We start from the raw sequence: 25,860 nt of genomic DNA on the forward strand, positions 1-25,860 counted from the left end.
TCAGATACCCGCCATTTCATTCATCATTTTTTCAATATCGGACAAGCCGTCGTCGGTCAGCGACAAGCCGCTGCTGGCGAAAGCCTGAATAAATTCGTTCAATTGCGGTTTCTCGAAAATCAGGCGCAGCGGGATGTCGATCCCCAGGCCCGTGTGAATTCTGGAAATCAGTTGTGTGGCCAGCAGCGAATGGCCGCCCAGCTCAAAGAAATCGTCGCTCAACCCGACGCGCTCGACTTTAAGCACGTCGGCCCAGATCGCAGCCATTTGCTGCTCCTGCTCAGTCGACGGCGCAACGTACTGGCGCTGCAACTGGCTGGCGTCTGGTGCTGGCAGGGCTTTGCGATCCAGCTTGCCGTTGGCGCTCAGCGGCATGCTTGCCAGCCAGACGAAGTGGGTCGGCACCATATAATCTGGCAGTGTTTCTTTGAGATACGCCTTGAGTGCATCCCGCAGGTGATCGCCACTGTGCTCAGCCACCAGGTAGGCTGCCAGTTGTTTGCCGAATGGGCCGTCAACGTCGACAACTACAGCTTCCTGAACGTTTTCGTGTTCCAGCAGGCTGGCTTCGATCTCGCCCAGTTCGATACGCAGGCCGCGAATCTTCACCTGATGGTCGATACGCCCGGCGTATTCGATAACGCCTTCATCGCGATAACGCGCCAGATCGCCGGTGCGGTAAAGACGCCCGCCCTGCTCGTCGAACGGGTCCGGCACAAAGCGCTCAGCCGTCAGCGCCGCGCGGTTGTGATAACCCCGCGCCAGACCCGCACCGCCCAGGTACAGCTCTGCCGCAACGCCTTGCGCGGCGGGCAGCAAGCCGTCATCCAGAATGTGGGTTTTCAGGTTATCAATGGGTCGACCAATCGGCACGCTGAGCACGTCGTCCGTAGTGCAAGTCCAATGCGTCACGTCGATAGCCGCTTCGGTCGGGCCATACAGGTTGTACAAGCCCACTTGCGGCAGACGTTTGAGCACCTGAGCGGCCAGTTCGGCAGGTAATGCTTCACCACTGCACACCACACGCCGCAGGCTGTTACAGCTTTCCACCTGCGGATGAGTCAGAAACGCCTGGAGCATCGACGGGACAAAGTGCAGCGTCGTGACCTGATGTTCGCGGATGGTCTGCACCAGCCGCTCCGGGTCGCGATGATCGCCCGGCAGCGCTACTGCCAGACGTGCGCCGGTCAGCAGCGGCCAGAAGAATTCCCACACCGACACGTCGAAGCTGAACGGGGTTTTCTGCAATACCGTATCGCTGCCATCCAGCCCGTAGGCCTTCTGCATCCAGTGCAAACGGTTGACCAGGGCGCGATGGCTGTTGCCTGCGCCTTTTGGCTTGCCGGTCGAACCCGAGGTGTAAATCACATACGCCAGATTCAGCGGATGGCTGAGGTTGACCGGGTTGGCAGTGTTGTAACCGGCCAGCCAATCGCCGTCCTGATCCAGACAAATGCTCTGCACCTGAACCGGCAAACGCTGTATCAGCGCACTCTGGGTCAACAACAAACCAATCCCGCTGTCCTGCATCATGTAAGCCAGACGGTCCTCGGGGTAATCCGGGTCCAGCGGCACGTAAGCGCCACCGGCCTTGATGATCGCCAGCAGGCCGATGACCATTTCCACGCTGCGCTCGACACAGATACCCACCAGCACATCGGGGCCGACGCCCAACTCGCGCAAGCGATGAGCAAGCTGATTAGCACGGACGTTAAGTTGCGCATAGCTCAGTTGTTCAGCCGCAAAAATCAGTGCCGGAGCGTCCGGCGTGGCCTGTACCTGGGCTTCGATCAGGCTGTGCAGGCAGTGCTCGCCAGGGAAATCGGCAGCCGTGGCGTTCCAGTCGCGAACAATCTGCTGCTGTTCGGCAGCGTCAAGCATCGGCACTTCAGCAATGCGCTGACCCGCATTGGCGCAAATGGCCTGCAACAGCGCGAGCCAGTGCCCGGCCACGCGCTCGATGGTGCTGCGCTCGAACAGCGCGGTGGCATAGGTCAGGCCTGCGCTCAAAGCGCCATCGTGTTCGGCGGTATTGAGGGTCAGGTCGAACTGTGCCGGATAGCTCTCGGACGTCAGCGCTTCGACCTGCAAACCGGGCAGTGCGCGCACCTCAGCACTGGCCTGGCTTTGGTGGTTGAACATCACCTGGAACAGCGGGCTGTGACTGAGGCTGCGTTGAGGTTGCAGTGCCTCGACCAGCTGTTCGAACGGCAGTTCCTGATGCGCCTGGGCTTGCAGGGCCGCATGTTTGACCTGTTGCAGCAGCTCGCTGAACGTGGTGTGCAGGCCGAATTCGGCGCGTAGCACCTGGGTGTTGACGAAGAAACCGATCAGGCCTTCGGTTTCCGCGCGGGTGCGGTTGGCAATCGGCACGCCGACACGAATGTCAGGCTGGCCGCTGTGGCGATGCAGCAAGGTCTGGAACGACGCCAGCAACAGCATGAACAGTGTGACGCCCTGCTGCCGCGCGACCTGTTTCAAGTCGTCGATCAACGCTGGTGCCAGCTCGACCGCCAGCCGCGCACCGGCGTGGCTTTGCACCACCGGGCGCGGATGATCGGCGGGCAATTCAAGAATCGGCTGCTGGTCGCCCAGTTGCTGCTTCCAGTAATCCAGCTGCCGCGCCTGTTCTCCGGCGTCCATCCAGTTGCGCTGCCACAGCGCGTAGTCGGCGTATTGCATGTCCAGCGCGGTCAACTCCACCTCACGGCCCTGGCTGTAGCCTTCGTACAGGCGCACCAGTTCATCGACCATGATCGGCATCGACCAGCCATCGGAAACGATGTGGTGCTGGGTCAGGATCAGCACGTGTTCGTCAGCAGCAAGATTCAGCAAGCGGACGCGCAACAGCGGGCCCTGTTCCAGATCGAACGGGCGCTGCATTTCCTGCTCCACGCAGGCTTCAAGGGTTTGGCCGGCAGGCACGGACTCGACCATCAGGGTCAAGGCACGCGGCGCATGGATGATCTGCACAGCCTGTTCGCCCTGCTGACGGAAGGTAGTGCGCAGGGTTTCGTGGCGGGCAATCAATGCGCTGAAACTGTGCTCCAGCGCGGCAATGTCCAGCGAGCCGCTCAGACGCAGGGCCGCAGGAATAGTGTAAGCAGTGCTTTCAGGATCAAGCTGCCAGAGAAACCACTGGCGCTGCTGCGCGTAAGACAAGCCCAGCGGCTGGCTGCGGTCGGCCTTGATAAAGCGTGGCGCAGCATTGCCCTGCCCGTTGCCCGCCGCCAGCGCAAAGGCTGCCAGATCACGCGTTTCAAACAGGTCGCGCAACGACAGTTCGACGTCCAGTTGCTGACGGATGCGCGAGATCACCTGAGTGGCCAGCAACGAATGCCCGCCCAGCTCAAAAAAGTTGTCGCTACGCCCGACCTGCTCGACTTTCAGCACATCGGCCCAGATCGCCGCCAGTTGCTGCTCCAGCTCGCCTTGCGGCGCAATGTAGGTCGCTTGCAACTGGCTGACATCCGGTGCGGGCAGCGCCTTGCGGTCCAGCTTGCCGTTGGCGGTCAGCGGCATCTTGTCGAGGACGATGAAATGCGTCGGCACCATGTAATCCGGCAGGTGCGCGCGGAGTTCGGTCTTCAGGGTTTCGCGCAGGCTTTGCTGATCCTGATCAGGCTGGGCTGGCACCAGATACGCGGCCAATTGCCCATCCACGGCCAGCACGATCACTTCGCGCACGGCCGGGTGCGCTTGCAGTCGCGCTTCGATTTCGCCCAGTTCGATGCGGAAGCCGCGAATCTTCACCTGATGGTCGATACGCCCGGCGTACTCGATCACTCCAGCAGCGCGATAACGGGCCAGGTCGCCGGTGCGGTACAGGCGACCGCCGTCGCTGGAGAACGGGTCCGGCACAAAGCGTTCGGCAGTCAGCGCCGCGCGGTTGTGATAACCCCGCGCCAGACCCGCATGGCCGATGTGCAGTTCGCCGCAGCAGCCTTGGGCGACCGGGTTGAAATCAGCGTCCAGCACGTACCACGACAAATCCGGGATCGCCTCGCCAATCGGGCTGGCCGGGTTTTGCGTGTCGGCCTCGGTTATCGGTCGGTAAGTGACATGCACGGTGGTTTCAGTGATGCCGTACATGTTGATCAGTTGCGGTGCATGATCGCCAAAACGGTCGAACCAGAGCTTCAGGCTGGCGACGTCCAGCGCTTCGCCACCAAAGATGACTTTCTCCAGCGACATCGACACAGGCGAATCACACGCCACACGCATCAACTGCTTGAACGCCGACGGCGTCTGGTTGAGCACTGTGACGCGCTGTTCAACCAGCAGCGCATGGAAGTCTTCCGGCGAACGGGTCACTTCGCGCGGCACGATCACCAGTCGGCCGCCATGCAGCAGCGCGCCGAAAATCTCCCACACCGAGAAGTCGAAGGCGAAGGAATGGAACAGCGTCCACACGTCTTTTTCGCTGAATTTAAACCAGTCATCCGTGGCAGCAAACAGGCGCATCAGGTTGTGATGGGCGAGCAAGGTGCCTTTCGGTTTGCCGGTTGAGCCCGAGGTGTAGATGACGTAGGCCAGATTGTCTGGCGAGGTCTGGTTGACCGGGTTTTCCGTGCTGTAACCGTCCAGCGAATCAGTCAGATCCAGTGTCTGAACATGTGCAGGAATAGGCAGTTGCCCAAGCAAATGCGCCTGGGTCAGCAACAGTTCGATACCGCTGTCGTACATCAGAAAGCTCAGGCGATCCTGCGGGTAGTCCGGATCCAGCGGCACGTACGCGCCACCGGCCTTGAGGATCGCCAGCATTCCGACGATCATCTGCAGACTGCGTTCAGCGGCCAGCCCCACGCGAACATCCGGGCCAACGCCCTGCTCGCGCAGTTTATGAGCCAGCTGGTTGGCTCGGCTGTTGAGCTGTTGATAGCTCAGTTGCTCGGCACCGAAGCTCAGAGCGATGGCCAGCGGCGAGCGCTCGGCCTGAGTTTCAATGCGTTGATGGGCGCAATATTCACTTGGATAAACCGCAAGGTCGCGGTTCCAGTCGCGCAGGGTGTCTTGCCGCTCATCGACGCTCAACAGCGGCAGGTCGGCGATGCGCTGGTTGACGTCGCGGCACATGCCGCTCAGCAGGTTGCACCAGTGCCCGGCCATGCGCTCGATGGTTGCGGCGTCGAACAGGTCGGTGGCGTAGGTGAACGAAGCGGCCAGGCCGTTCGGGCGTTCGCAGGTGTCCAGGGTCAGGTCGAACTGCGCGGTGTGTTTGTCGGACAGCTGATATTCCAGGCGCAGACCGGCCAGTTCGCGGGCCTCGTTGTGGCCTTCGCTCTGGTGGTTGTAGGCCACCTGAAACAGTGGGCTGCGGCTCAGATCGCGCTGCGGTTGCAGGGCTTCGACCAGTTGTTCGAACGGCAGGTCTTGATGAGCCTGGGCCTGCACAGCCGTGTGTTTGATCTGCTGCAGCAACCCGGCCACGGTGGTTTGCGTATCGAAGTCGGACTTGAGCACCTGAGTGTTGACGAAGAAGCCGATCAGCCCCTGGGTTTCGCTGCGGGTGCGGTTAGCGACGGGCACACCGACGCGTATATCGGCCTGACCGCTGTAGCGGTGCAACAAGGTCTGCAACGACGCCAGCAACAGCATGAACAGGGTGATGCCTTGCTGCCGCGCCAGAGTCTTGAGGTCGTTGAGCAGCGCGGCATCCAGCTCGACATTCAGTCGCGCTCCGTCGTAGCTGCGCAGCGCCGGGCGCGGTCGATCGGTGGGCAGCTCCAGAATCGGCTGCTGCTCGCCCAGCTGTTGCTTCCAGTACGCAAGCTGGCGTTCCTGCTCGCCCATTTCCAGCCAGTTGCGCTGCCAGAGGGCGTAGTCGGCGTACTGGATCGGCAAGGGTGGCAATTCGGCTTCGCGGCCCAGCGTGGCGGCCTGATAGCACTGCATCAGCTCGTCAACCATGATCGGCATCGACCAGCCATCGGAGACGATGTGGTGCTGGGTCAACACCAGCACGTGCTCCTGCTCGCTCAGTTTGAGCAGCCTGACCCGCAACAGCGGCCCATGTTGCAGATCGAAGGGCTGCTGCACTTCCTGATCGACGTAACGCTCGACCGTTTCGCCAGCCGCCAGTTGGTCGACATGCAATGCAAACGGCGACGCCGGATGCACCACCTGCAACGCGTCGTCGCCCTGCTGTTCAAACGTGGTGCGCAGGGTTTCGTGACGCTCGATCAGGTGTTCGACGCTACGCCGTAATGCCTCGACATCCAGCGCGCCATGCAGGCGCAGCGCCAGCGGAATGTTGTAGGCCGCGCTGTGCGGTTCCAGTTGCCAGATGATCCATTGCCGCTGCTGCGCATAGGAGAGCGCAGACGGGGCCTGCGTCTCCCTTACAGCGATCGGCGTGACCCCGTAGAGATTCACCCCCTGGCGCTTGAGCAGGACCGCCAGCGCCTTGCGTTCACGGGCGGACAGCGATTTAACGGAGTCAAGCAACTGTTGCACTGGGGTCTCTCCTGCTAAGCAATCAAATTATCAATTTCCTCCGCTGATAAACGTTTGAGTGCCTCCAGTGATTTAGTCAATTCGTCCAGCGCATGGTCACTTTCACCATTTTTTTCTTGCAGCGTGGCGCAGAAGTCCGCCAACACCGGCTGTTCGAACAGGTCCTTGAGGCCGACCTCGCGCTGCAACTGCTCACGTACTCGCACCAGCATCTGTACCGCCAGCAGCGAGTGGCCGCCGAGTTCGAAGAAGTTGTCGCTGCGCCCGACCTGCCCGACCTTGAGCACGTCACTCCAGACCGCCGCCAATTGTTCTTCCAGCTCGCCTTGCGGCGCGACATAGGCCACCTGCAACTGACCGGCATCCGGCGCAGGCAGCGCCTTGCGGTCCAGCTTGCCGTTGGCGGTCAGCGGCATCTTGTCGAGGACGATGAAATGCGTCGGCACCATGTAATCCGGCAGGTGCGCGCGGATTTCGGTTTTCAGGGCTTCGCGCAGGCTTTGCTGGTCGTGGTCAAGCTGGGCTGGCACTAGATACGCGGCCAATTGCCCATCCACGGCCAGCACGATCACTTCGCGCACCGTCGGGTGCGCTTGCAGCCGCGCTTCGATTTCGCCCAGTTCGATACGGAAACCGCGGATCTTCACCTGATGGTCGATACGCCCGGCGTATTCGATCACTCCGGCAGCGCGATAACGGGCCAGGTCGCCGGTGCGGTACAGGCGACCGCCGTCGCTGGAGAACGGGTCCGGCACGAAGCGTTCGGCAGTCAGCGCCGCGCGGTTGTGATAACCCCGCGCCAGACCCGCATGGCCGATGTGCAGTTCGCCGCTGCAGCCTTGGGCGACCGGGTTGAAATCCGCGTCCAACACGTACCACGACAAATCCGGGATCGCCTCGCCAATCGGGCTGGCCGGGTTTTGCGTGTCGGCCTCGGTTATCGGTCGGTAAGTAACATGCACGGTGGTTTCAGTGATGCCGTACATATTGATCAGTTGCGGTGCATGATCGCCAAAACGGTCGAACCAGGGCTTCAGGCTGGCGACGTCCAGCGCTTCGCCACCAAAGATGACTTTCTCCAGCGACATCGACACAGGCGAATCACACGCCACACGCATCAACTGCTTGAACGCCGACGGCGTCTGGTTAAGCAATGTGACGCGCTGTTCAATCAGCAGCGCATGGAACTCTTCCGGCGAACGGGTCACTTCGCGCGGCACGATCACCAGTCGGCCGCCATGCAGCAGCGCGCCGAAAATCTCCCACACCGAGAAGTCGAAGGCGAAGGAATGGAACAGCGTCCACACGTCCTTTTCGCTGAATTTGAACCAGTCATCCGTGGCAGCAAACAGGCGCATCAGGTTGTGATGGGCGAGCAAGGTGCCTTTCGGTTTTCCGGTCGAGCCGGAGGTGTAGATCACGTAGGCCAGGTTGTCTGGCGAGGTCTGGTTGACCGGGTTTTCCGTGCTGTAACCGTCCAGCGAATCAGTCAGATCCTGTGTCTGAACATGTGCAGGAATAGGCAGTTGCCCAAGCAAATGCGCCTGGGTCAGCAACAGTTCGATACCGCTGTCGTACATCAGAAAGCTCAGGCGATCCTGCGGGTAATCCGGGTCCAGCGGCACGTATGCACCACCGGCCTTGAGGATCGCCAGCATTCCCACGATCATCTGCAGACTGCGTTCAGCGGCCAGCCCCACGCGAACATCCGGGCCGACGCCCTGCTTGCGCAGTTTATGAGCCAGCTGGTTGGCGCGGCTGTTGAGCTGTTGATAGCTCAATTGCTCGCCAGCAAAAGTCAGGGCAATGGCATGTGGCGTGCGCTCGGCTTGGGTTTCGATACGCTGATGGGCGCACTGCCCGGTCGGGTAATGCTGCACGCTTTGCGTCCAGGCAGTCGGCAGGGTCAGCTCGCCGAGACGCGCCGTTGCGGACGCACTGAGGTTTTGCAGCAAGTGATCGAAATGCGCCGCCAGTTGCAGAATGCCTTCTGCACTGAAGTGTTGCCGGTCGTAACTGAAACGTACGGACAGCACGTCGTTGGCCTCGACCACCAGGGTCAGCGGATAATGCGCTTGCTCCTGATTGCGCAGGTCACTGAACGTCAGACCTTCCGGCGCGCGCTGCAAGGCTTCGGACACCGGGTAGTTTTCGAATACCAGTATGTTGTCGAACAGCGCCTCGCCACTGTTACGTGCCCAGCGCTGGATGTCATACAGCGGCGTGTGCTCATGCTCGCGCAGGGCGATGTTTTTTCCCTGCACCTGCTGCACCCAGTCACCGACAGTCTGTTCCGAACGCGGGCTGGCGATCACCGGCAAGGTGTTGATGAACAGGCCCAGTTGCTCCTCGACGCCCGGCAATTCAGCCGGACGCCCGGCCACCGTCGCACCAAAGGTCACGCTGGACTGGCCGGTATAGCGTTGCAGCAGCAACAGCCAGGCCGATTGCACCAGCGTGTTGAGGGTGACGTGCTGTTCGCGGGCAAACTCGCTCAAGCGGCGGGTGCCGTCGGCATCGATCAGCTGAATGTAATCGCCATAGCCCTGCTCATCGGTTGATGTTTTGAAGGCTTGCAGCAAGCGGGTCGGCTCGTCCAGTTCGGCCAGTTCTGCGGTCCAGAAGCGCTCGCTGACATCAGCGTCCTGATCCTGTAGCCACTGGATGTAATCGCGATAACGTCCCGCCTGTTTCGGCGGCGTCTGACCGCTGTAGCGTTGCAGCACTTCGCCCAGCAGCCGCGAGCTGCTCCAGCCGTCCATCAAAATGTGGTGGCTGGTGTAGACCAGTTGCCACGCGTCGTCGTCAGTGCGCACTACCGCGAGGCGCAACAGCGGACCGTGCGCCAGATCAAAACCCTGCTGACGGTCGGCCTGCGCCCAGTCGTCGAGCCAGTTTTGCGGCTTGCCACGAGCATCCAGCTCGACAAAGGGCAGTGTGACCTGACGTTGCACGACTTGCAGCGACTGTTCGCTCTGGCTGATAAAACAACTGCGCAGCACTTCGTGGTTGTTCACCGCTGATTGCCATGCGTTATGGAAACGCGGCACATCCAGGCCGCTGATGCTCACGCGCATCTGGTTGATGTAGTTGCCGGCGCCCTCATCGAACAACGAGTGGAACAGCATGCCCTGCTGCATCGGCGACAGCGGGTAGATGTCTTCGATCTCGCCCGCAGCAATCGGCAAGCCGTCGAGTTGCGTTTGAGTGAGGCGCGCCAGCATAAAGTCCGACGGCGTGACGCCCTGATGCCCGGCGGTGCAGTGGTCGATCAGCGTGGTCAGCGCCTGCTCGTAGCGACGCGCCAGGGTGTCGATGGTCGAAGCGTGATACACCTCGCGGCTGAAGCTCCAGTCCAGTTGCAGCTGGCCGTCGAACACCTGACCATTGAGGCTCAGCCAGTTGCCCAGCGGGCCGTCTTCGCACAGCGCAGTGCCAGTTTTGTCGGCACTCGGCACGAACAACGCGCCTTGTTGTTCGTTGAAGCTGCCGTCGAACTGGCCCAGGTAATTGAACGTGACCCGCGCCTGCGGCAAGGCGGCCAATTGTTGCTTAAACGACGGCTCGCCGAGATGACGTAGTACGCCGTAACCAATACCTTTGTTCGGCACGGCACGCAGTTGTTCCTTGATCCCGCACAGGCTTGCACCCGGCGCGATTTGCGGCGTGAGGCGAACCGGAAACAGGCTGCTGAACCAGCCGACGGTACGGCTGAGATCGGTGTCGTCAAACAAGTCTTCGCGGCCATGCCCTTCCAGCTGGATCAGCACCGACGGCTGCTGACTCCACTCGCACAATACTTGCGCCAGCGCGGTCAACAGCAGGTCGTTGACCTGCGTACGGTACGCGGCAGGTGCGACTTTCAGCAGCTTGTGGGTCAGGTCCTTGCTCAACCAGGATGAGGCATGGGCCGCATCGCGATTGCGCATCGAACCTTCGGGCTTGTCGCGTGGCAACGGTTGATCTGCGCCCTGTAAAGCGTGCAGCCAGTAATCGCGCTCGGCGCTCAGCGTTTCGCCGGTCGCATACTGTTGCAATTGCTCGGCCCAATGCTTGAGCGACGTGCTTTTCGCTGCCAACGCCACAGGCTGGCCCTTCGTCAGGGCGACGTAAGCCTGCTGCAGGTCTTCCAGCAGCACCCGCCACGACACGCCGTCGACGGCCAAATGATGAATCACCAGCAACAAACGCTGCTCGCCCTGCGGCAGGTTGACCAACAGCGCCCGTAGCAGCGGACCGTTTTTCAGGTCCAGACTGCGCTGCGTCTCGTCGGCCAGTTCAGGCAAGCGCTCGATGCTGTCCAGCTCATGAACCCACAGCAGGTCGCGAGTGTTCAGCGCGCCGAACGTGGCTTGCCACTGGCCGTCTTGCAGAGCAAAACCCAGACGCAGCGCGTCGTGCTGTTCGATCAGCGCGGTCAGTGCAGCTTGAAGATGGATTGCATCCAGCGTTTGCAGGGGCTTGAGCATCAGCGCCTGATTCCAGTGCTGACGCTCGGGAATGTCCAGTTCGAAGAAGCGCGCCTGAATCGGCAGCAACGGCAGCGAGCCACTGACCTGTTCGACCAGCGCAGCAGGCTTTTTCTGGATCAGTTTTGCCACCGAGGCCAACTGGCTGATGGTCTGCTTTTCAAACAACTGCTTGGGGCTGAGCTTGATACCCTGACGCTTGGCGCGGGCGATGATCTGCAGGCTGAGGATCGAGTCGCCGCCCAGTTCGAAGAAGTTGTCGGTGCTGCCGACTTGTTCCAGTTTCAGTACGTCCGCCCACACGGCGGCGAGCTTTTCCTCGATCTCGCCGACCGGCGCGGTGTAGCGCTGTTTGACCACGCCCGGTTTGGGCAAGGCGCGCTTGTCGAGCTTGCCGTTGGCGGTCAGCGGCAGGCTGTCCAGCAGCATGATCTGAGCGGGCACCATGTAGTCGGGCAAGCGTGCAGCCAACTGCTCGCGCAGGCTGTCGACGGTCAGATCCGCACCGGCTGCCGCGACGCAATAGGCCACCAGTTGCAGGCGCGATTCGTCTTCATCGACAGGCAATGCCAGCACGCTGGCTTGCGCAACCGAAGGCAGGTTCAGCAGCACCCGCGCCACTTCGGCAGGCTCGACACGATAACCGCGCACTTTGACTTGATCGTCGGCACGGCCGATGAATTCCAGCAAGCCCTGATGATTGCGACGCATGCGGTCGCCGCTGCGATAGGCGCGTGCGCCATTCTCTGCAAACGGGTCCGGCACGAAACGCTCGGCGGTCAGCGCAGGCTGACCGATGTAGCCCAGCGCGACACTGTCGCCACCGATGTACAGCTCGCCCGCCACCTGAGTGCCAACGGGGTTCAGCACATCATCCAGCACATAAGCGCTGGCCCCCGGCAACGGCGCACCGACCGGCACCGTAGTGGATAGATATAGACCTTGTGGGAGCGAGCCGGGCGACGCTTCGCTTGCTCGCGAAGAGGCCTTTACAGTCTTGCAAAATGGGGAAGCTGGACTATTGCTTTCGCGAGCAAGCTCGCTCCCACATTGTGATAGTGAAGCAGGCACCTCATGGGTCAGTACGCCGACCGTGGTTTCGCTCGGGCCGTAGTGGTTGATCACCCGGCAATCGGGTTTGAGCTGACGCACCTGCTCGACCAGCGCAGGCGAACAGGCTTCGCCGCCGACGATCAGTGCATGCTGCGGCAACACATCGGCAGGATGGCTGGCCTGTAACAGCGCGGCCAGATGACCGGGCACGATCTTCAGCACGCCAACCTGATGCTCGGCCATGTAAGCCGCGAAGGCATCCGGGTCGAAACCCAGCGCCTCGGTCAGCACATGCAGCGTGCGTCCTGAACACAGCGCGCCGAACAGCACGGTATGACCAAGGTCGGCGGCGATGGTCGAGACCAGCGCCATGCTCGCCTGGGGAGCCAGTTGCAACTGCTCCAGCAGACCACGCACGTAAGAGGCCAGCGCGCCCTGGCTGACCAATACGCCCTTGGGCTGACCGGTGGAACCGGAGGTATGAATAATGTAAGCCGCTGAATCGGCTGACAGCGTGATATCAGGACGACTGACCGGCAAGGCCTGCCACAGCGCAGGCGTCCAGGCCAGGCCCTCACAGCCGGCAACATCCAGTGACGTCTGGCGCACATCGCCTTCGGCACACAGCAGCACTTTGGCCTGGGCGTTGCTCAGCATCTGTTGCAGGCGCGCATCCGGGGCTTTGACGTCCAGCGGCATGTACACACCACCGGCCTTGAAGATCGCCAGCACCGCCGTTAGCCAGTCCAGCGAACGCTCCATCAACACCGCAACCGGCTGGCCTTCGCCAATACCCATCCGGATCAGATGATGGGCCAGTTGATTGGCGGCCTGATCCAGTTCCAGCGTCGTCAGGCTGCGATCCAGACACCGGGCGGCCAGTGCATGCGGCTGGTGTTCAACCTGTTGGCCCCAGAGCTGAAGCATGTGCGGCGCGGGTTCGCGCACTTCGCGTGGTGGCTCGATTGCCAGTGCACCGAGGCTGAACAACGGCGCCTGCGGCGCATCGAGCAGGGTTTTGAACAGCGCAAGCATTTCGGGAATGAACCCTTCGACGGTGGCGCGTCGATAAAGGTCGCTGGCGTAGGCCATGTCGCCATGAATCAGCGTGCCGTCGTCGGTGATATCCAGCGCCAGATCGAAATGCGCGCCCTGCTTGTCGAAGGCGTATTCGCTGACTTCCAGCCCGGCCAGCTTGAGCGCGGTTTTCTGTTTGAGGATTACGTTCTGGTTGAACTTGGCCTGAAACAAAGGGTTGTGGCCCAGGCTGCGCTCTGGCGCCAGTTGATCGACAAGTTGCTCGAACGGTACGTCCTGATGGGCCTGCGCGCCGAACGAGGTGTCACGGATCTGCGCCAGCAGGTCAAGGTAGCTGAGGCGCTCGTCCACCTGGCAGCGCAAAACCTGAGTATTGATGAAGAAACCGATCAGCCCTTCGGTTTCAGCGCGACCGCGGTTGGCGTTAGGCACACCGATGCGGATATCGCGTTGCCCGGCCTTGCGCGACAGAAACAGCGAAAAACCGGCCAGCACCAGCATGAACAGGGTCATGCCCTGCGTGCGCGCAAAGGCGTTGAGCTGGCGCGACAGATCAGCACCGAAATCAAAGCGCAGGTGCTCGCCCTGATAGCTTTGTGTCACCGGGCGTGGGAAATCCTGCGCGGCGTCCAGCAAAGGTTGTTCGTCACCCAACTGGCTGCGCCAGTAATCCAGTTGCCGCGCGCCCTCGCCCGCCTCCAGCCAGCTGCGTTGCCAGATAGCGTAGTCGGCGTATTGCAGCGGCAGCTCCGGCAGCGCAGGTTCGCGACCTTCGCAATACGCCTGATAGCAGTGCACGAACTCCTGAATCATGACGTCCATCGACCAACCGTCGGAGACGATGTGGTGCATGCTCACCACCAGCACATGCTCGTCACTGGCAAGACGGAACAGGTGCGCACGCAGCAACGGGCCTGTGCGCAAATCAAACGGCTGGCTGGTGACGGTGGCAACTCGCAACGCCAGTTCGGCATCGCGCAGTTCGACATCAGCCAGACCGGACAAATCAATGCTGTCCAGCGCCACGGTCTGATCATGCAGCAGCACTTGCTGCGCCTGATCACCGTCGGTGTGGAACACGGTACGCAGCACTTCATGGCGTTCGATCAGATGATCAAAGGCGCGGCGCAAGGCCGGCTCGTTCAGCGGGCCTTGCAGACGCAGGCCGGTGGTCATCTTGTAGGCGTCGCTCAGCGGGTCGAGCTGCCAGAGGAACAGCAGGCGTTGCTGGGCGAACGACAGCGGAATCGTGCTGAAATCATGACGGCTGACCGGCACCGGCAGCAGGCTGAAATCCTTGCCTTCCTGGCGCAAGCGGGCGAGGAACTGTTGGCGTTGTTCCAGCGACAGGCCGACAAAACGTTTCGCGATACGTGCAGCGGTGGTCCCGGTCATGCGCCAAATTCCTCCAGTGAGTCCATGAACTGGTCCATGTCGCTCCAGTCGTTATCCGTTGTGTTGTCGGTCAGCGCGGCCACTTCGACGGCAAGGTCGCTGAGCAGCGGTTTTTCAAACAGGGTGCGCAACGGCAGGCTGATGCCCAGTCGCGTTTTGATCCGGGCGATGACTTGCGCGGCCAGCAACGAATGGCCACCCAACTCGAAAAAGTGATCGTCGAGGCCGACCTGCGGTGCGTGCAGGACTTCTTGCCAGATAGCAGCGAGGCAGATTTCCACCTCGCTGTGCGGCGCGCGATAACACGCCTGCAACTGGCTTGCGTCGGGCGCTGGCAGTGCCTTGCGGTCCAGTTTGCCGCTGGGCGTGAGTGGCAGTTCCGGGAGCAGCAATAAATGCGTCGGCACCATGTAATCCGGCAGGCTGGCTTGCAGCTGGGCTTTGATGCCCTGGCGCAGTGCCAGTTGCTCGGCATCGCCGTTCGCCATGACCTGCGGCACCACGTAGGCGACCAGTTGCGTACTGCCCGCCAGCTCGACGGCCAGTACCACCGCTTCGCGCACGCCCGTGCATTGCTGAAGGCGCGATTCGATTTCACCCAGCTCAATACGGAAACCGCGAATTTTCACCTGATGATCGACCCGCCCGATGTACTCGACAGCGCCATCAGCGCGCAGTCGGGCGCGGTCGCCGGTGCGGTACAGGCGCTCACCGGGCACGAACGGATCAGCCACGAAACGCTCGGCGCTCAGGCCGGGCTGGGCGTGATAACCCCGCGCCAGACCGGGGCCACCGATGTACAGCTCGCCCACCGCGCCTTGTGGCAGCAGGTTCAGTTGGTCGTCGAGCACGTACAAACGACGCCCCGCCAGGCCTTTGCCGATCGGCACGCCGCGCCACGACACCTGCTCCGGGGTCAGCGCGCTGCAATCGTGAATGCTCGATACCACTGTGGCTTCGGTCGGTCCGTAGGTGTTGAGCAGGCGCACATGCCCGAGCCCGGCCTGCTGCCACAAGCGCAGGCCTTCGACGGCCATCGCTTCGCCGCCGACGTGAATCTGCCGCAGCGCGCCGTAATGCGCAGGCGGGCTGGCGGCGAAATCCTGAACCAGTGTCAGCCAGTAGGCCGCAGGCAGGTCAGCCAGGGTTACGCCGTGCTCGACGACAGCCTGATAGAAGGTGGCGCTGTCCCACAAACGCTCGTCACGCAAGACCACGGCCGCGCCGCGACACAGCGGTGGGTAGAACTGCTCGACGAAACCGTCGAAGCTATGGGTGGCAAATTGCAGGACCCGGTCGCCTTCGCGCAGGTCGCTGTAGTTCGCGCCCAACGTTACAAATTCGGCCAGCGCGCCATGACTGATCGCCACGCCTTTTGGCCGGCCGGTCGAGCCCGAGGTGTAGATCACGTAGGCCAGATTGGCCGGATCAACGGCAATGTCCGGGTTTTGCGGGCTGGCTGCCGCACTGCTCATCTGATCGATGCACAGGCACTGAATACCCGCCAGCTCAGGCAGCGTCGTCTTTTGCTGGCTGTGGGTCAGCAGCAGTTTCAGGCCGCTGTCCTGCAGCACATGACGTAGACGCTCGCTCGGCGCGCTCAGGTCCAGCGGCACATAGGCACCGCCTGCCTTGAGCACGGCCAGCAGCGCGACGGGCATGTCCAGCGAACGACCCATCGCCACGCCGACCAGTACGTCCGGGCCGACGCCTTGCTCACGCAGTTGCCAGGCCAGACGGTTGCTGCGCTCATTCAGTTCGGCGTAGCTCAGGCTGGGTGCCTGGCCTTCACCGGCGAGGATCAATGCCGGGGCGTCCGGTGTGCGCTGCACTTGCGCTTCGAATTGGCGATGCGCGGGGGTTGTGGTGTCGGCCTTGATGGCGCTGTCGACATCCAGCAGGTGCGCGCGCTCATCGGTCGAGAGCATCGACAGTTCGCCGATGGTTTGCAGCGGATCGACGCAGACCGAGGCCAAGAGGTTACGCCAGTGATCAGCCAGACGAGTGATGGTCGCCTGATCGAAAATATCGGTGGCGTAGGTGAAAGCGGCATTCAGTTGCTCGCCCTCGCCGCTGGTGGCAAGCATCAGATCACTGGCCGCGGCGTGAGAACGCTGGGCCAGTGCCTGTTGCTCGGCAGGCAGATTAGCCACACGCAGGCCACCACTCAATTGTTTGTCCAGCAGGTCGGCAACCACCGGCTGGTGATTGAACATCACTTGAAACAGCGGGTTGTGGCTCTGGCTGCGCTCGGGTTGCAAGGCGTCGATGATCGCGTCGAACGGCAACTCCTGATGCGCCTGAGCACCGGTCGAAGCATTGCGCACGGTGTGCAATAGATCGACAAAACGTGTTTGCGCCGTCACTTCACTGCGCAGCACTTGGGTGTTGATAAAGCAGCCAATCAGCCCTTCGGTTTCGCTGCGGGTGCGGTTGGCGATCAAGCCGCCGACACGAATGTCGGTCTGCCCGCTGTAGCGATGCAGCAGGCTTTTGAAGGTTGCCAGCAGGACCACGAAAAGGGTCACGCCCTGACGTTGCGCGAGGGTTTTCAGGTTGCGCAGCAGCTCGGGCTCCAGCGCCAGTTCCAGACGCGCGCCCTCGTGGCTGGGCAGCGCCGGGTACGGGCGGTCTGTGGGCAGTTCCAGTACCGGGTGTTCTTCGCCCAGATGGCTGCGCCAGTATTCCAGCTGACGCTCTTGTTCGCCCGCCTCCAGCCAGCTGCGTTGCCACAACGCATAGTCGCGGTACTGCACGAGCAGCGGCTGAAAAGGCAGCGGTTTGCCGGCCAGCAGCGCGTCATAGCCGCGCAGCCATTCGTCGATCAGCACGTTCATTGACCAGCCGTCGGTGATGATGTGGTGCAGGTTGAGCAGCAGTAGGTGTTCCTGTTCGGCGAGGCGCAATACCTGCACGGTAAACAGCGGCCCGCGCTGCAGGTCGAAGGTCTGCGCCGACTGTTCGGCCATCGCCTGCCGCGCACTCGCCCAGCGCTGTTCGCGAGGCTGCTGGCTCAGGTCGATCACACGGATGCTGACGGGTGTCGGCGGCGCAACACGCTGAAACGCCCGGTCGCCTTCCTGACCGAAGGTGGTGCGCAGGCTTTCATGCCGCTCGACCAGCGCACTGAAGGCTCGCTCCAGCAACGGCAGCTCCAGCGGGCCATTCAGGCACACCGACATCGGCAGGTTGTAGGCTGTGCTGTGCGGGTCCAGTTGCCAGAGAAACCACATGCGTTGCTGGGCATAAGACAGCCCGTCACGCTCGGCCAGCCCTGCGCAGGAAGGGATCGGGAACAGCGAGAAATCCATGTTCTCCTTGCGCATGCCATCGAGAAACAGACGACGTTTTTCAAGGGGCAACTCGACAAAACGACGAGCGAGTTTCTGGGCGTGTTCGGGGTTCATGGGTCGATCCTTGCTGAATGGGGCTGACCGTCGGGCGGGGTCGTATCAACAAGAACGAATTGGCGGGGAAATATTTAGAAAGGTTTCTCGAGGCTGGTGCTCTGCATTGCACCGCACGCTCAAGCGAGGACGCAGAGCGTCCAGAATTGCATGCCTACGCGGAGCATCGCACGGTAGTTGAAATCTTGTGGGAGCGAACTTGTTCGCGAAAGGGCAGGTACATTCTCCAAAAATGTACCGGCTGAACTACCGTCTTCGCGGACAAGTCCGCTCCCACAAAAGCACGATTACTTGAGTTCTGCAGGACCGGGGTATAACGCTGGCGCGGAGCGTTGGCACGGAAATCAATAAACAGCTACTTATCCGAATGCCCCTGTGCCATCGCCACCACGACTTTGCGTTTGCCGGTGAACGGTGCGCGGGAGTGGGCGGCGAGCATGTTGTCGAGCATCAGTACGTCGTTTTCCAGCCACGGGAAGCTGACGGTGCAGTCGTCAAGCACGCCACGAATCTCGTCCAGCAGGCTTTCTTCGAGGGGTGAACCATCGCCGTAGTAGACATTGCGCGGCAGGTCTTCTTCATCCACGACATCCAGCAGGGTTTCGCGCACTTCCGGTTGCAGGTTGGAGATGTGAAACAGGTGCGCCTGATTGAACCAGACGGTATCGCCGGTCACTGGATGGCGGGACACGGCCTGGCAGATCTGCCGGGTGCGCAGTTCGCCGTCGTCTTTCCATTCGCACTCGATGTTGTGCGCGCGGCAGTAGGCCTCGACCACGCTTTCATCTTCGGTGTTGAACACCTGGCTCCATTCCACATCGAGCCCGTTGCCGTAGTTACGCACGTACATCAGCTTCTTTTCGATGAAGCGCTCACGGATGCGCGCCGGAATGCGCCGGTAGATCTCGCGGCTGTCGGCAATCGGCGTTTCGCCGCCGGTCTGCGCCGCGATCATGCTGTAGAACCAGATCTTCATCGGCCAGTCCAGCGTGTAGGCCTGCTCGTTGTGCAACGGGATGCTCTGATGCGCCGGGTATTCGGTGGAGGTGTACACACCCTTGGTTACATTGCTGCGCGGCGTGGAGCCAAACTCGTAATTGAGCAGCGGATCACCGAAACCGGCGGCGAACTCACGAAACGCTTCCGCACCGCCGACCTCGAAGCCGCGAAACAGAATCCCGCCAGCACTGTACAAGTGCCCGGCCACCAATGGCTTGAGTTCGCCCAGCGCTTCCATCAAGTCCAGACCGGGCTCGGGCGCCTGTACCAACATGGGCAAGCTGCCCGCCCCTGCAAGCAGCGGCCGGATATCCAAACTCAACGCGTGACTCATGATGTCTCTCCCTTGATGGCAAAAGCGCCCGAGCCCCTGCGGCCTGGCGCAACACCAATGTCCAGATTGAACGTACTTCGCCACGAGAAAATTAGCCGCCCAGGCCCTTTTCCTGCGCAATACGGGGGTTTCCGGTAGCTCTGAAACAATTTTTTTCATTTAAACGCAAAATATTCCTACAGGAATCTCGTTCTCATTCGTCTTTAACTGAATGCGAGGCTTTATATCGCCCGCGCGTACAGACAGAAGGAGTCGCTTTGCGGCTGCTTTACATCGTGAATCGAGATTGTTTATCCATGTCGAAGAAGTCCCGTTCAAAAATCTGGTTTCTCGTCCACAGCTGGCTTGCCCTGCCCATCTGGTTCTTTGTGCTGATCGTCTGTGTGACCGGCACGCTGGCGGTCATCAGCAAGGAAATCATGTGGCTGGCCAACCCGGAGATGCGTGACAACCGCCCCTCCGACGACGCCCAACGCATGAGCTTCGAGCAGATTCGCGCAACCATCGAGCGCAACGAGCCGGACCTCATCGTCGGTACGATCATGCAGCCTGACGGCGATTACTTCGCCCTGAGCGTGTTCGTCACCTACCCGGACGGCCGCTCGGTGCCGGCTTACGTCAACCCTTACACGGGGGTGATTCAGGGCCTCACGCCGTCGTTCGACTTCCGCCGCTTCACCCGCGCACTGCACGGCTGGTGGCTGGTGCCGTTCACCAATGGCTATTCGTGGGGCTGGTACCTGGTGTCGATTCTCGGCCTGCCCCTGCTCGCGTCGCTGGTGACCGGGCTGGTGGTCTACAAGAAATTCTGGCGTGGTTTTTTCAAGCCGGTACGCTTCAGCCAGGGCCCGCGGATTTTCTGGGGCGACCTGCATCGACTCAGCGGCGTGTGGTCGATCTGGTTCATTGCGGTGATTTCCATCACCGGCACATGGTTTCTGATTCAGGCGATTCTTGGCGATAACCAGATCAGTATCTCGAGCAAATCCCAGGTCGCCTCGATCATTCCACACAGCGCTGTGCCGCTGACCGCTGACGGCCGCCCGGCACCGACCATCAGCCTGGAAAAGGCCGTGGAAATCGCCAAGGAGCGTATTCCAGGCCTTGAAGCCAGCTTCATCACTCCGCCCTTCAATGCCTACAGCAACATGCAGGTTGGCGGGCGCAGCTGGTATCCACTGATGTTCCAGACCGCCGAAATCAACCCGTACAGTGGCGAAATCGCAGCGTCACACCTGTTGTCGGACCGCAACAAGCTGGAGTTCGTCACCGAATCCATGCGCCCGCTGCACACCGGCGACTTCGGCGGTATCTGGATCAAGCTGATCTGGGCGTTCTTCGGCCTGCTGTTGAGCATGATGGTGCTCAGCGGGCTGCTGATCTGGAGCAAGCGCACCGCGCTGGCGACGCTCAATGCCCTCAAGCGTGAGTCCAGAACCAGCCCGGCTACCTTCACCCCGGCATCGACTCCGGACACCACCCGCTCGCCACTGGCGACCCGCACCCCGGAGAACAGCCTGTGAGCAAGGCCGCTGTTGCAAAACCTGCGTCGTCGCTGAGTCGTTTCTGGTACAAGTGGCGCTTCCACATCAACGTGTTGCTGGTGTTGATTCCGCTGGGTTTCATGCCCAAGTATTTCTCCGACAACGCGTTGGATCGCGGCGATCAGGGCCTTGGCCAACGCGACGTCGGCGAGATTCAGGTCGGCCCGTGGAGCCTGCGTCTGGCCGAAGACCGTAACGAAGCCCCGCGCCTGTCCGGTCCGTCGGGCTACATGAAAAGCTTCAACGCCGCGCTGTGCAACGCCTGCATCGACCGGGTCAAGGCCACTTACCTGCGCATCGGCAAACCACGCAGCCTGCGCACAGCCGGGGTTATTTTCTTCGGCGGTGGCTACCGCATGAGTGCGTTCATGCAGATTCCCGAAAACACCAGCCCCGACTCAGACCTGTGGATCACCATGGAAGGCTGGGACGGCGCTGTGCATCAGACTTCCATCACGCTGCAACAGGCTTCGCCCACCACCGTGGCGTGGCTGAAAAAACAAGGAGCCAAACCATGAGTGCCCGCCCTTCCCTGCGCTGGCTGACGGCCAGCGCCCTGTGCCTGCTTGGCTTGAGCGGCAACGCACTGGCGCACAACCCGATGTGCGAATGCAAACAGATCGACAACGAGCAGATTCGCTGCACCGGCGGTTTTTCCGACGGCAGTGGCGCGCCGGGCGTGACCCTGGATGTAATCGGCTACGATGAAACCATTCTGGTGCCCGGCAAGCTGGGTGAGGATTCGACCGTGACCTTCAAGCGCCCGGCGTCCGAGTTCTACGTGCTGTTCGATGCCGGCCCCGGTCATGTGGTGGAAATCGATCAGGCGGACATCCCCAGCCCATGAGTGCGCCAACCCGACAAATCGTCCGCCCGGCCGGCGCCGGGCATGAAACCCTGTACGTCCTGCTGCTGTGCCTGCTGATCCTCGGCGTCGCGGCCGGGGTGGTCAGCCTGCACCGTGATACTCAGGAAACACACAGCCTTGCCAGCCATCAACTTGATGCGCGACGTGATCTGACCGCTGCCGAACAAGGCATCTACGCCGACCTGCGCGTGACCCTCGACGAAATTCACCTGCTGGCAACTGAACAGCAAACGCCCGTTACCCCGCAGCAACTGGGTGACGAGGGCTTTGCGCCGTTCGCCCAGGACGCCAGTTCGGTGAGCCGTGGCGGTCATGTCTGGCAGATGGTTGAGCAGTCCTATCTGGGCCTGAGCCAGACGCCGAGCGTCGCCGGTTCGTTTCTGATGCGTGTCGATTCGGACAACCAGCCCGACATCTGGATCAACCGCAACGCCTCGATCGCGCCTGTCAGCGACCTCGGCGACAAGACTCTGGTCGACGCGGGCTGGAAACAGGTCGTCGCGCAATTCGATGCTGGCGTAACCCGTCAGCACCTGCACTGAAACTTCGCATTCCTTTGAAAGAAGACCGCTTGCCCATGCCTATTTCATTCAAACGCCGTCCCTTGCTGCGCGTCCTGCTGGTGGGGTTGTTTGCCGCCCTGCTGGCACCGTCCAGCTACGCCGCCGACCCGGCCAAGCGCCTGCGCATCGGCATCACCCTGCACCCGTATTACAGCTACGTGAGCAATATTGTCGGCGACAAGGCCGACGTCGTGCCGCTCATCCCGGCCGGCTTCAACCCGCATGCCTACGAGCCACGCGCCGAGGACATCAAGCGCATCGGTTCGCTGGACGTGATTGTGCTCAATGGCGTCGGCCACGACGATTTCGCCGACCGCATGATTGCCGCCAGTGAAACGCCAAACATCAAGACCATCGAAGCCAACGCTGACGTGCCGTTGCTGGCCGCCACCGGGGTTGCCGCGCGTGGCGCAGGCAAGGTGGTCAACCCGCACACCTTTCTATCGATCAGCGCGTCCATCGCCCAGGTCAACAACATCGCCCGCGAGCTGGGCAAGCTGGACCCGGACAACGCCAAAACCTACACCGCCAACGCCCGCGCCTATGGCAAGCGCCTGCGGCAGATGCGCGCCGACGCCCTCGCCAAACTGACCAAGGCCCCCAACGCCGACCTGCGCGTGGCCACGGTACATGCCGCCTACGACTACCTGCTGCGCGAATTCGGCCTGGAAGTGACAGCAGTGGTGGAACCGGCACATGGCATCGAGCCCAGCCCGAGCCAGTTGAAAAAGACCATCGACCAACTGCGCGAACTGGACGTGAAGGTGATCTTCTCGGAGATGGACTTCCCGTCCACCTACGTCGACACCATCCAGCGTGAATCCGGGGTCAAGCTGTACCCGCTGTCGCACATTTCCTATGGCGAATACACCGCAGACAAGTACGAGAAGGAAATGGCCGGCAACCTCGACACCGTGGTGCGGGCCATTCAGGAGTCGGGCACATGACTGTCGCGCAGAACCTCGACATCGTCAGCCAGGGGCCAGGCATCGAGTTCAACCAGGTGAGCCTGACCCTGGGCCGCACAACGATTCTCGACCGCGTGCATTTCAACGTGCGCGCTGGCAGCGTACACGCGCTGGTAGGGCCGAACGGCGGCGGCAAAAGCTCGCTGATCAAGACCCTGCTCGGGCAGACACCGCATCAAGGCCAATTGAGCCTGCAATGGCCTGCCGCGCCGGGCCTGATTGGCTATGTGCCGCAGGCGCTGGAGTTCGACCGTGGCCTGCCGATGACCGTCGACGATTTTATGGCTGCCATGTGCCAGCGACGGCCGGCGTTTCTGGGCTTGTCGAAACACTATGCGGCCGCGATTGGCGATGCGCTGGAACGGGTCGGCATGCAGGACAAGCGCAAGCGGCGCATGGGCGCGCTGTCCGGTGGCGAACGGCAGCGCGTGCTGCTGGCGCAAGGGCTGATTCCTGCGCCGCAATTGCTGGTGCTGGATGAGCCGATGTCGGCTCTGGATGAAGCAGGGATTCAAGTCTTCGAGCGCCTGCTTGGTGACTGGCGCCGAAGCGGTATAACGGTGCTGTGGATCGAGCACGATCTGGATGCGGTGCGGCGTCTGGCGGATCAGGTGACCGGGCTCAATCGCCGCGTATTGTTCGACGAGCCTGCCGCCACGGCACTGACGCCGGAACGCCTGCTGACGTTGTTTTCTGCTCATCCGCGCACTGCCGATGCCGTTAACGGGAGCGCCGTGTGATGGATTACGAAACGTTTCGCCTGTTCATTCAGGGCCTCGCTTCATCCGGCTATCTGCCGGAGGCGCTGGCCTATGGCTTTGTGGTCAACGCCCTGCTTGCGGGCCTGTTGATTGGCCCGGTGCTGGGCGGTCTGGGCACGCTGGTGGTGGTCAAGCGCTTTGCGTTCTTCTCCGAAGCGGTGGGCCATGCGGCACTGACCGGCGTGGCCATCGGCATTCTGCTCGGTGAACCGTACACCGGGCCTTATGGCGCGCTGTTCGGCTATTGCCTGCTGTTCGGTATCGTCCTCAACTACCTACGCAACCGCACCGGACTGGCACCGGACACGCTGATCGGTGTGTTCCTCTCGGTGTCGCTGGCGCTCGGCGCAAGCCTGCTGCTGGTACTGGCGGGCAAGATCAACGTACACATTCTGGAAAACGTGCTGTTCGGCTCGGTACTGACTGTCAACGGCAATGACCTGCTGGTGCTGCTGATCGTCGGTTCGCTGGTCATGGGCCTGAGCCTGCCGCTTTACAACCGCATCATGCTGGCCAGTTTTAATCCACAACTGGCTGCGGTGCGCGGTGTGGCAGTGAAGACGCTGGATTACCTGTTCGTGATTCTGGTCACGCTGATCACTGTTGCAGCCGTGAAAGTCATCGGTGCGATTCTGGTCGGAGCGTTGCTGGTGATTCCGGCGGCAGCGGCACGTCTGTTGAGCCAGTCGCTGAAAGGCTTTTTCTGGATATCGGTGGCGATTGCTACCGTCAGCACCCTGTGCGGCATTCTGCTGCCTATCGTCTTCGACCTGCCTGTGCCGTCCGGCGCGGCGATCATTCTGGTGGCTGGCATTGCCTTTGCCCTGGCCGCCATCGCCCGCGGCACGCTGCCCGCCCTGAAAGGGAATATTGGATAAATGCCTACTTTACGTACATTGACCCTGGCGCTGGCCATGACCGGCCTGTTCAGCAACGGCCTGTATGCCGCCGACGCCAAAGCTGACAGCGCTCAACCGGTACGGGTGCTGGCCAGCCTGCCGATTACCTACGGGCTGGGGGAAATTCTGCTCAAGGACAGCGGTGTCATGCTGGAACGCGCTGCCGCGGCCAACCTGCCCGGCTCGCGCCAGACTGCTTACTTTACAGGGCGCGGTGCCGACGCATTGCGCGGCTTGGCGAACAACGCCGACGCGGTAATCGGCTTGCGGTCGATCTGGGCCGATGACCCGCTTTACCCGAACGCACGCCGCAGTAATATTCGCATCGTCGAAATTGATGCAGCCCGCCCGGTGGACGGTGGTTTACCGGGGATTGCCGTGCAGCCGGGCCAGGGCACTGACGGGCTGAACAGTCAGCCGTGGCTGGCGAGCAACAACATGGGGCGCATGGCCGATGTGCTGGCGGCGGACCTTGTGCGCCTGGCGCCGAGCGCAAAGCCGAAGATCGAGGCCAATCTGGCGGCGTTCAAGCAGCAACTGCTCAAGCTGAGTGCCAGCAGCGAAGCGGCACTGGCCGGTGCCGACAATTTGAGTGTGGTGAGTTTGTCAGACCGCTTCGGCTACCTGATCAGCGGGCTGAATCTGGAGCTGATCGACAGCCAGGTACTAACCGACGAACAGTGGACGCCCGAGGCATTGAGCAAACTGAGCGCGACCCTCAAGGATAACGACGTGGCGCTGGTGCTTGATCATCGTCAGCCGCCAGAAGCGGTGAAGTCTGCAATTGAAGCGGCAGGCAGCACGTTGCTGGTGTTGGGGATTGATGGCGCTGATCCGCTGGCGGAGTTGCAGGGGGATATTCAGGGGGTTATCGAGGTGCTGGCTGGCAAGGGGTGAGCTTATCGTTGCTCACGCTCCAGCGTGGGGAATGCAGGTCGCGACGCTCTGCGTCGCACGATAGCCGCGCGGAGCATCGGCACGATAGTTGAGATTATCGTTGCGCACGCTACAGCGTGGGAATGCAGGTTGCGACGCTCTGCGTCGCAAGAGGACGCGGAGCGTCCAGAACGGCATGACGACGCGGAGCGTCGCACGATAGTCAGTTA

Annotated in this window: 12 protein-coding genes; 8 read left to right on the top strand and 4 right to left on the bottom strand. The window is 61.6% G+C overall.

Annotated elements, in window-relative coordinates:
- From RYB09_RS02425 to RYB09_RS02440, 4 genes are all read right to left on the bottom strand, one after another.
- Nucleotides 1-6,456 carry a non-ribosomal peptide synthetase gene (locus RYB09_RS02425; protein WP_316887345.1) on the bottom strand — a complete coding sequence of 2,152 codons (6,456 nt, stop codon included), beginning with the start codon at nucleotides 6,454-6,456 and terminating at the stop codon, nucleotides 1-3.
- Nucleotides 6,457-6,470: 14 nt separating this feature from the next.
- Nucleotides 6,471-14,411 (bottom strand): non-ribosomal peptide synthetase, encoded by a 7,941-nt coding sequence (locus tag RYB09_RS02430; protein WP_316887348.1) that lies wholly within the window; start codon nucleotides 14,409-14,411, stop codon nucleotides 6,471-6,473.
- Entirely contained in the window at nucleotides 14,408-17,818 is a 3,411-nt protein-coding gene (locus RYB09_RS02435; RefSeq protein ID WP_058402059.1) for a non-ribosomal peptide synthetase, read from the bottom strand. Before RYB09_RS02435 ends, RYB09_RS02430 begins: the two co-directional genes overlap by 4 nt.
- Before the next feature lie 355 nt (nucleotides 17,819-18,173).
- On the bottom strand, nucleotides 18,174-19,151 hold the full coding sequence (locus tag RYB09_RS02440) for a TauD/TfdA family dioxygenase (protein WP_316887350.1): 978 nt from the start codon (nucleotides 19,149-19,151) through the stop codon (nucleotides 18,174-18,176).
- A 296-nt stretch (nucleotides 19,152-19,447) separates the two neighbouring features.
- Here RYB09_RS02440 and RYB09_RS02445 point away from each other — a divergent pair, with 296 nt between their 5' ends.
- The 8 genes from RYB09_RS02445 to RYB09_RS02480 are packed head-to-tail and all read left to right on the top strand — an operon-like array spanning nucleotide 19,448 to nucleotide 25,651.
- Complete coding sequence (locus tag RYB09_RS02445; RefSeq protein ID WP_002552924.1) at nucleotides 19,448-20,674, top strand: PepSY-associated TM helix domain-containing protein; 1,227 nt, start codon at nucleotides 19,448-19,450, stop codon at nucleotides 20,672-20,674.
- Nucleotides 20,671-21,213 (top strand): thiamine pyrophosphate-binding protein, encoded by a 543-nt coding sequence (locus RYB09_RS02450; protein ID WP_316887352.1) that lies wholly within the window; start codon nucleotides 20,671-20,673, stop codon nucleotides 21,211-21,213. Before RYB09_RS02445 ends, RYB09_RS02450 begins: the two co-directional genes overlap by 4 nt.
- Entirely contained in the window at nucleotides 21,210-21,542 is a 333-nt protein-coding gene (locus RYB09_RS02455) for a hypothetical protein (RefSeq protein ID WP_004664615.1), read from the top strand. Before RYB09_RS02450 ends, RYB09_RS02455 begins: the two co-directional genes overlap by 4 nt.
- Nucleotides 21,539-22,105 (top strand): DUF6162 family protein, encoded by a 567-nt coding sequence (locus RYB09_RS02460; protein WP_316887354.1) that lies wholly within the window; start codon nucleotides 21,539-21,541, stop codon nucleotides 22,103-22,105. Before RYB09_RS02455 ends, RYB09_RS02460 begins: the two co-directional genes overlap by 4 nt.
- Before the next feature lie 35 nt (nucleotides 22,106-22,140).
- Nucleotides 22,141-23,073: a metal ABC transporter substrate-binding protein gene (locus tag RYB09_RS02465; RefSeq protein WP_054071452.1), complete on the top strand. Its 933-nt coding sequence runs from the start codon at nucleotides 22,141-22,143 to the stop codon at nucleotides 23,071-23,073.
- Complete coding sequence (locus RYB09_RS02470; RefSeq protein ID WP_058409697.1) at nucleotides 23,070-23,834, top strand: metal ABC transporter ATP-binding protein; 765 nt, start codon at nucleotides 23,070-23,072, stop codon at nucleotides 23,832-23,834. Before RYB09_RS02465 ends, RYB09_RS02470 begins: the two co-directional genes overlap by 4 nt.
- Complete coding sequence (locus tag RYB09_RS02475; RefSeq protein WP_122258989.1) at nucleotides 23,834-24,733, top strand: metal ABC transporter permease; 900 nt, start codon at nucleotides 23,834-23,836, stop codon at nucleotides 24,731-24,733. The genes RYB09_RS02470 and RYB09_RS02475 overlap by 1 nt, the downstream gene beginning before the upstream one ends.
- Nucleotides 24,734-25,651, top strand: coding sequence for a metal ABC transporter substrate-binding protein (locus tag RYB09_RS02480; protein WP_058402052.1), 918 nt, complete (start codon nucleotides 24,734-24,736; stop codon nucleotides 25,649-25,651).
- Nucleotides 25,652-25,860: the final 209 nt, after the last annotated feature.

The sequence above is a fragment of the Pseudomonas syringae group sp. J254-4 genome, from assembly GCF_032586855.1.
Taxonomy (GTDB): domain Bacteria; phylum Pseudomonadota; class Gammaproteobacteria; order Pseudomonadales; family Pseudomonadaceae; genus Aquipseudomonas; species Aquipseudomonas amygdali.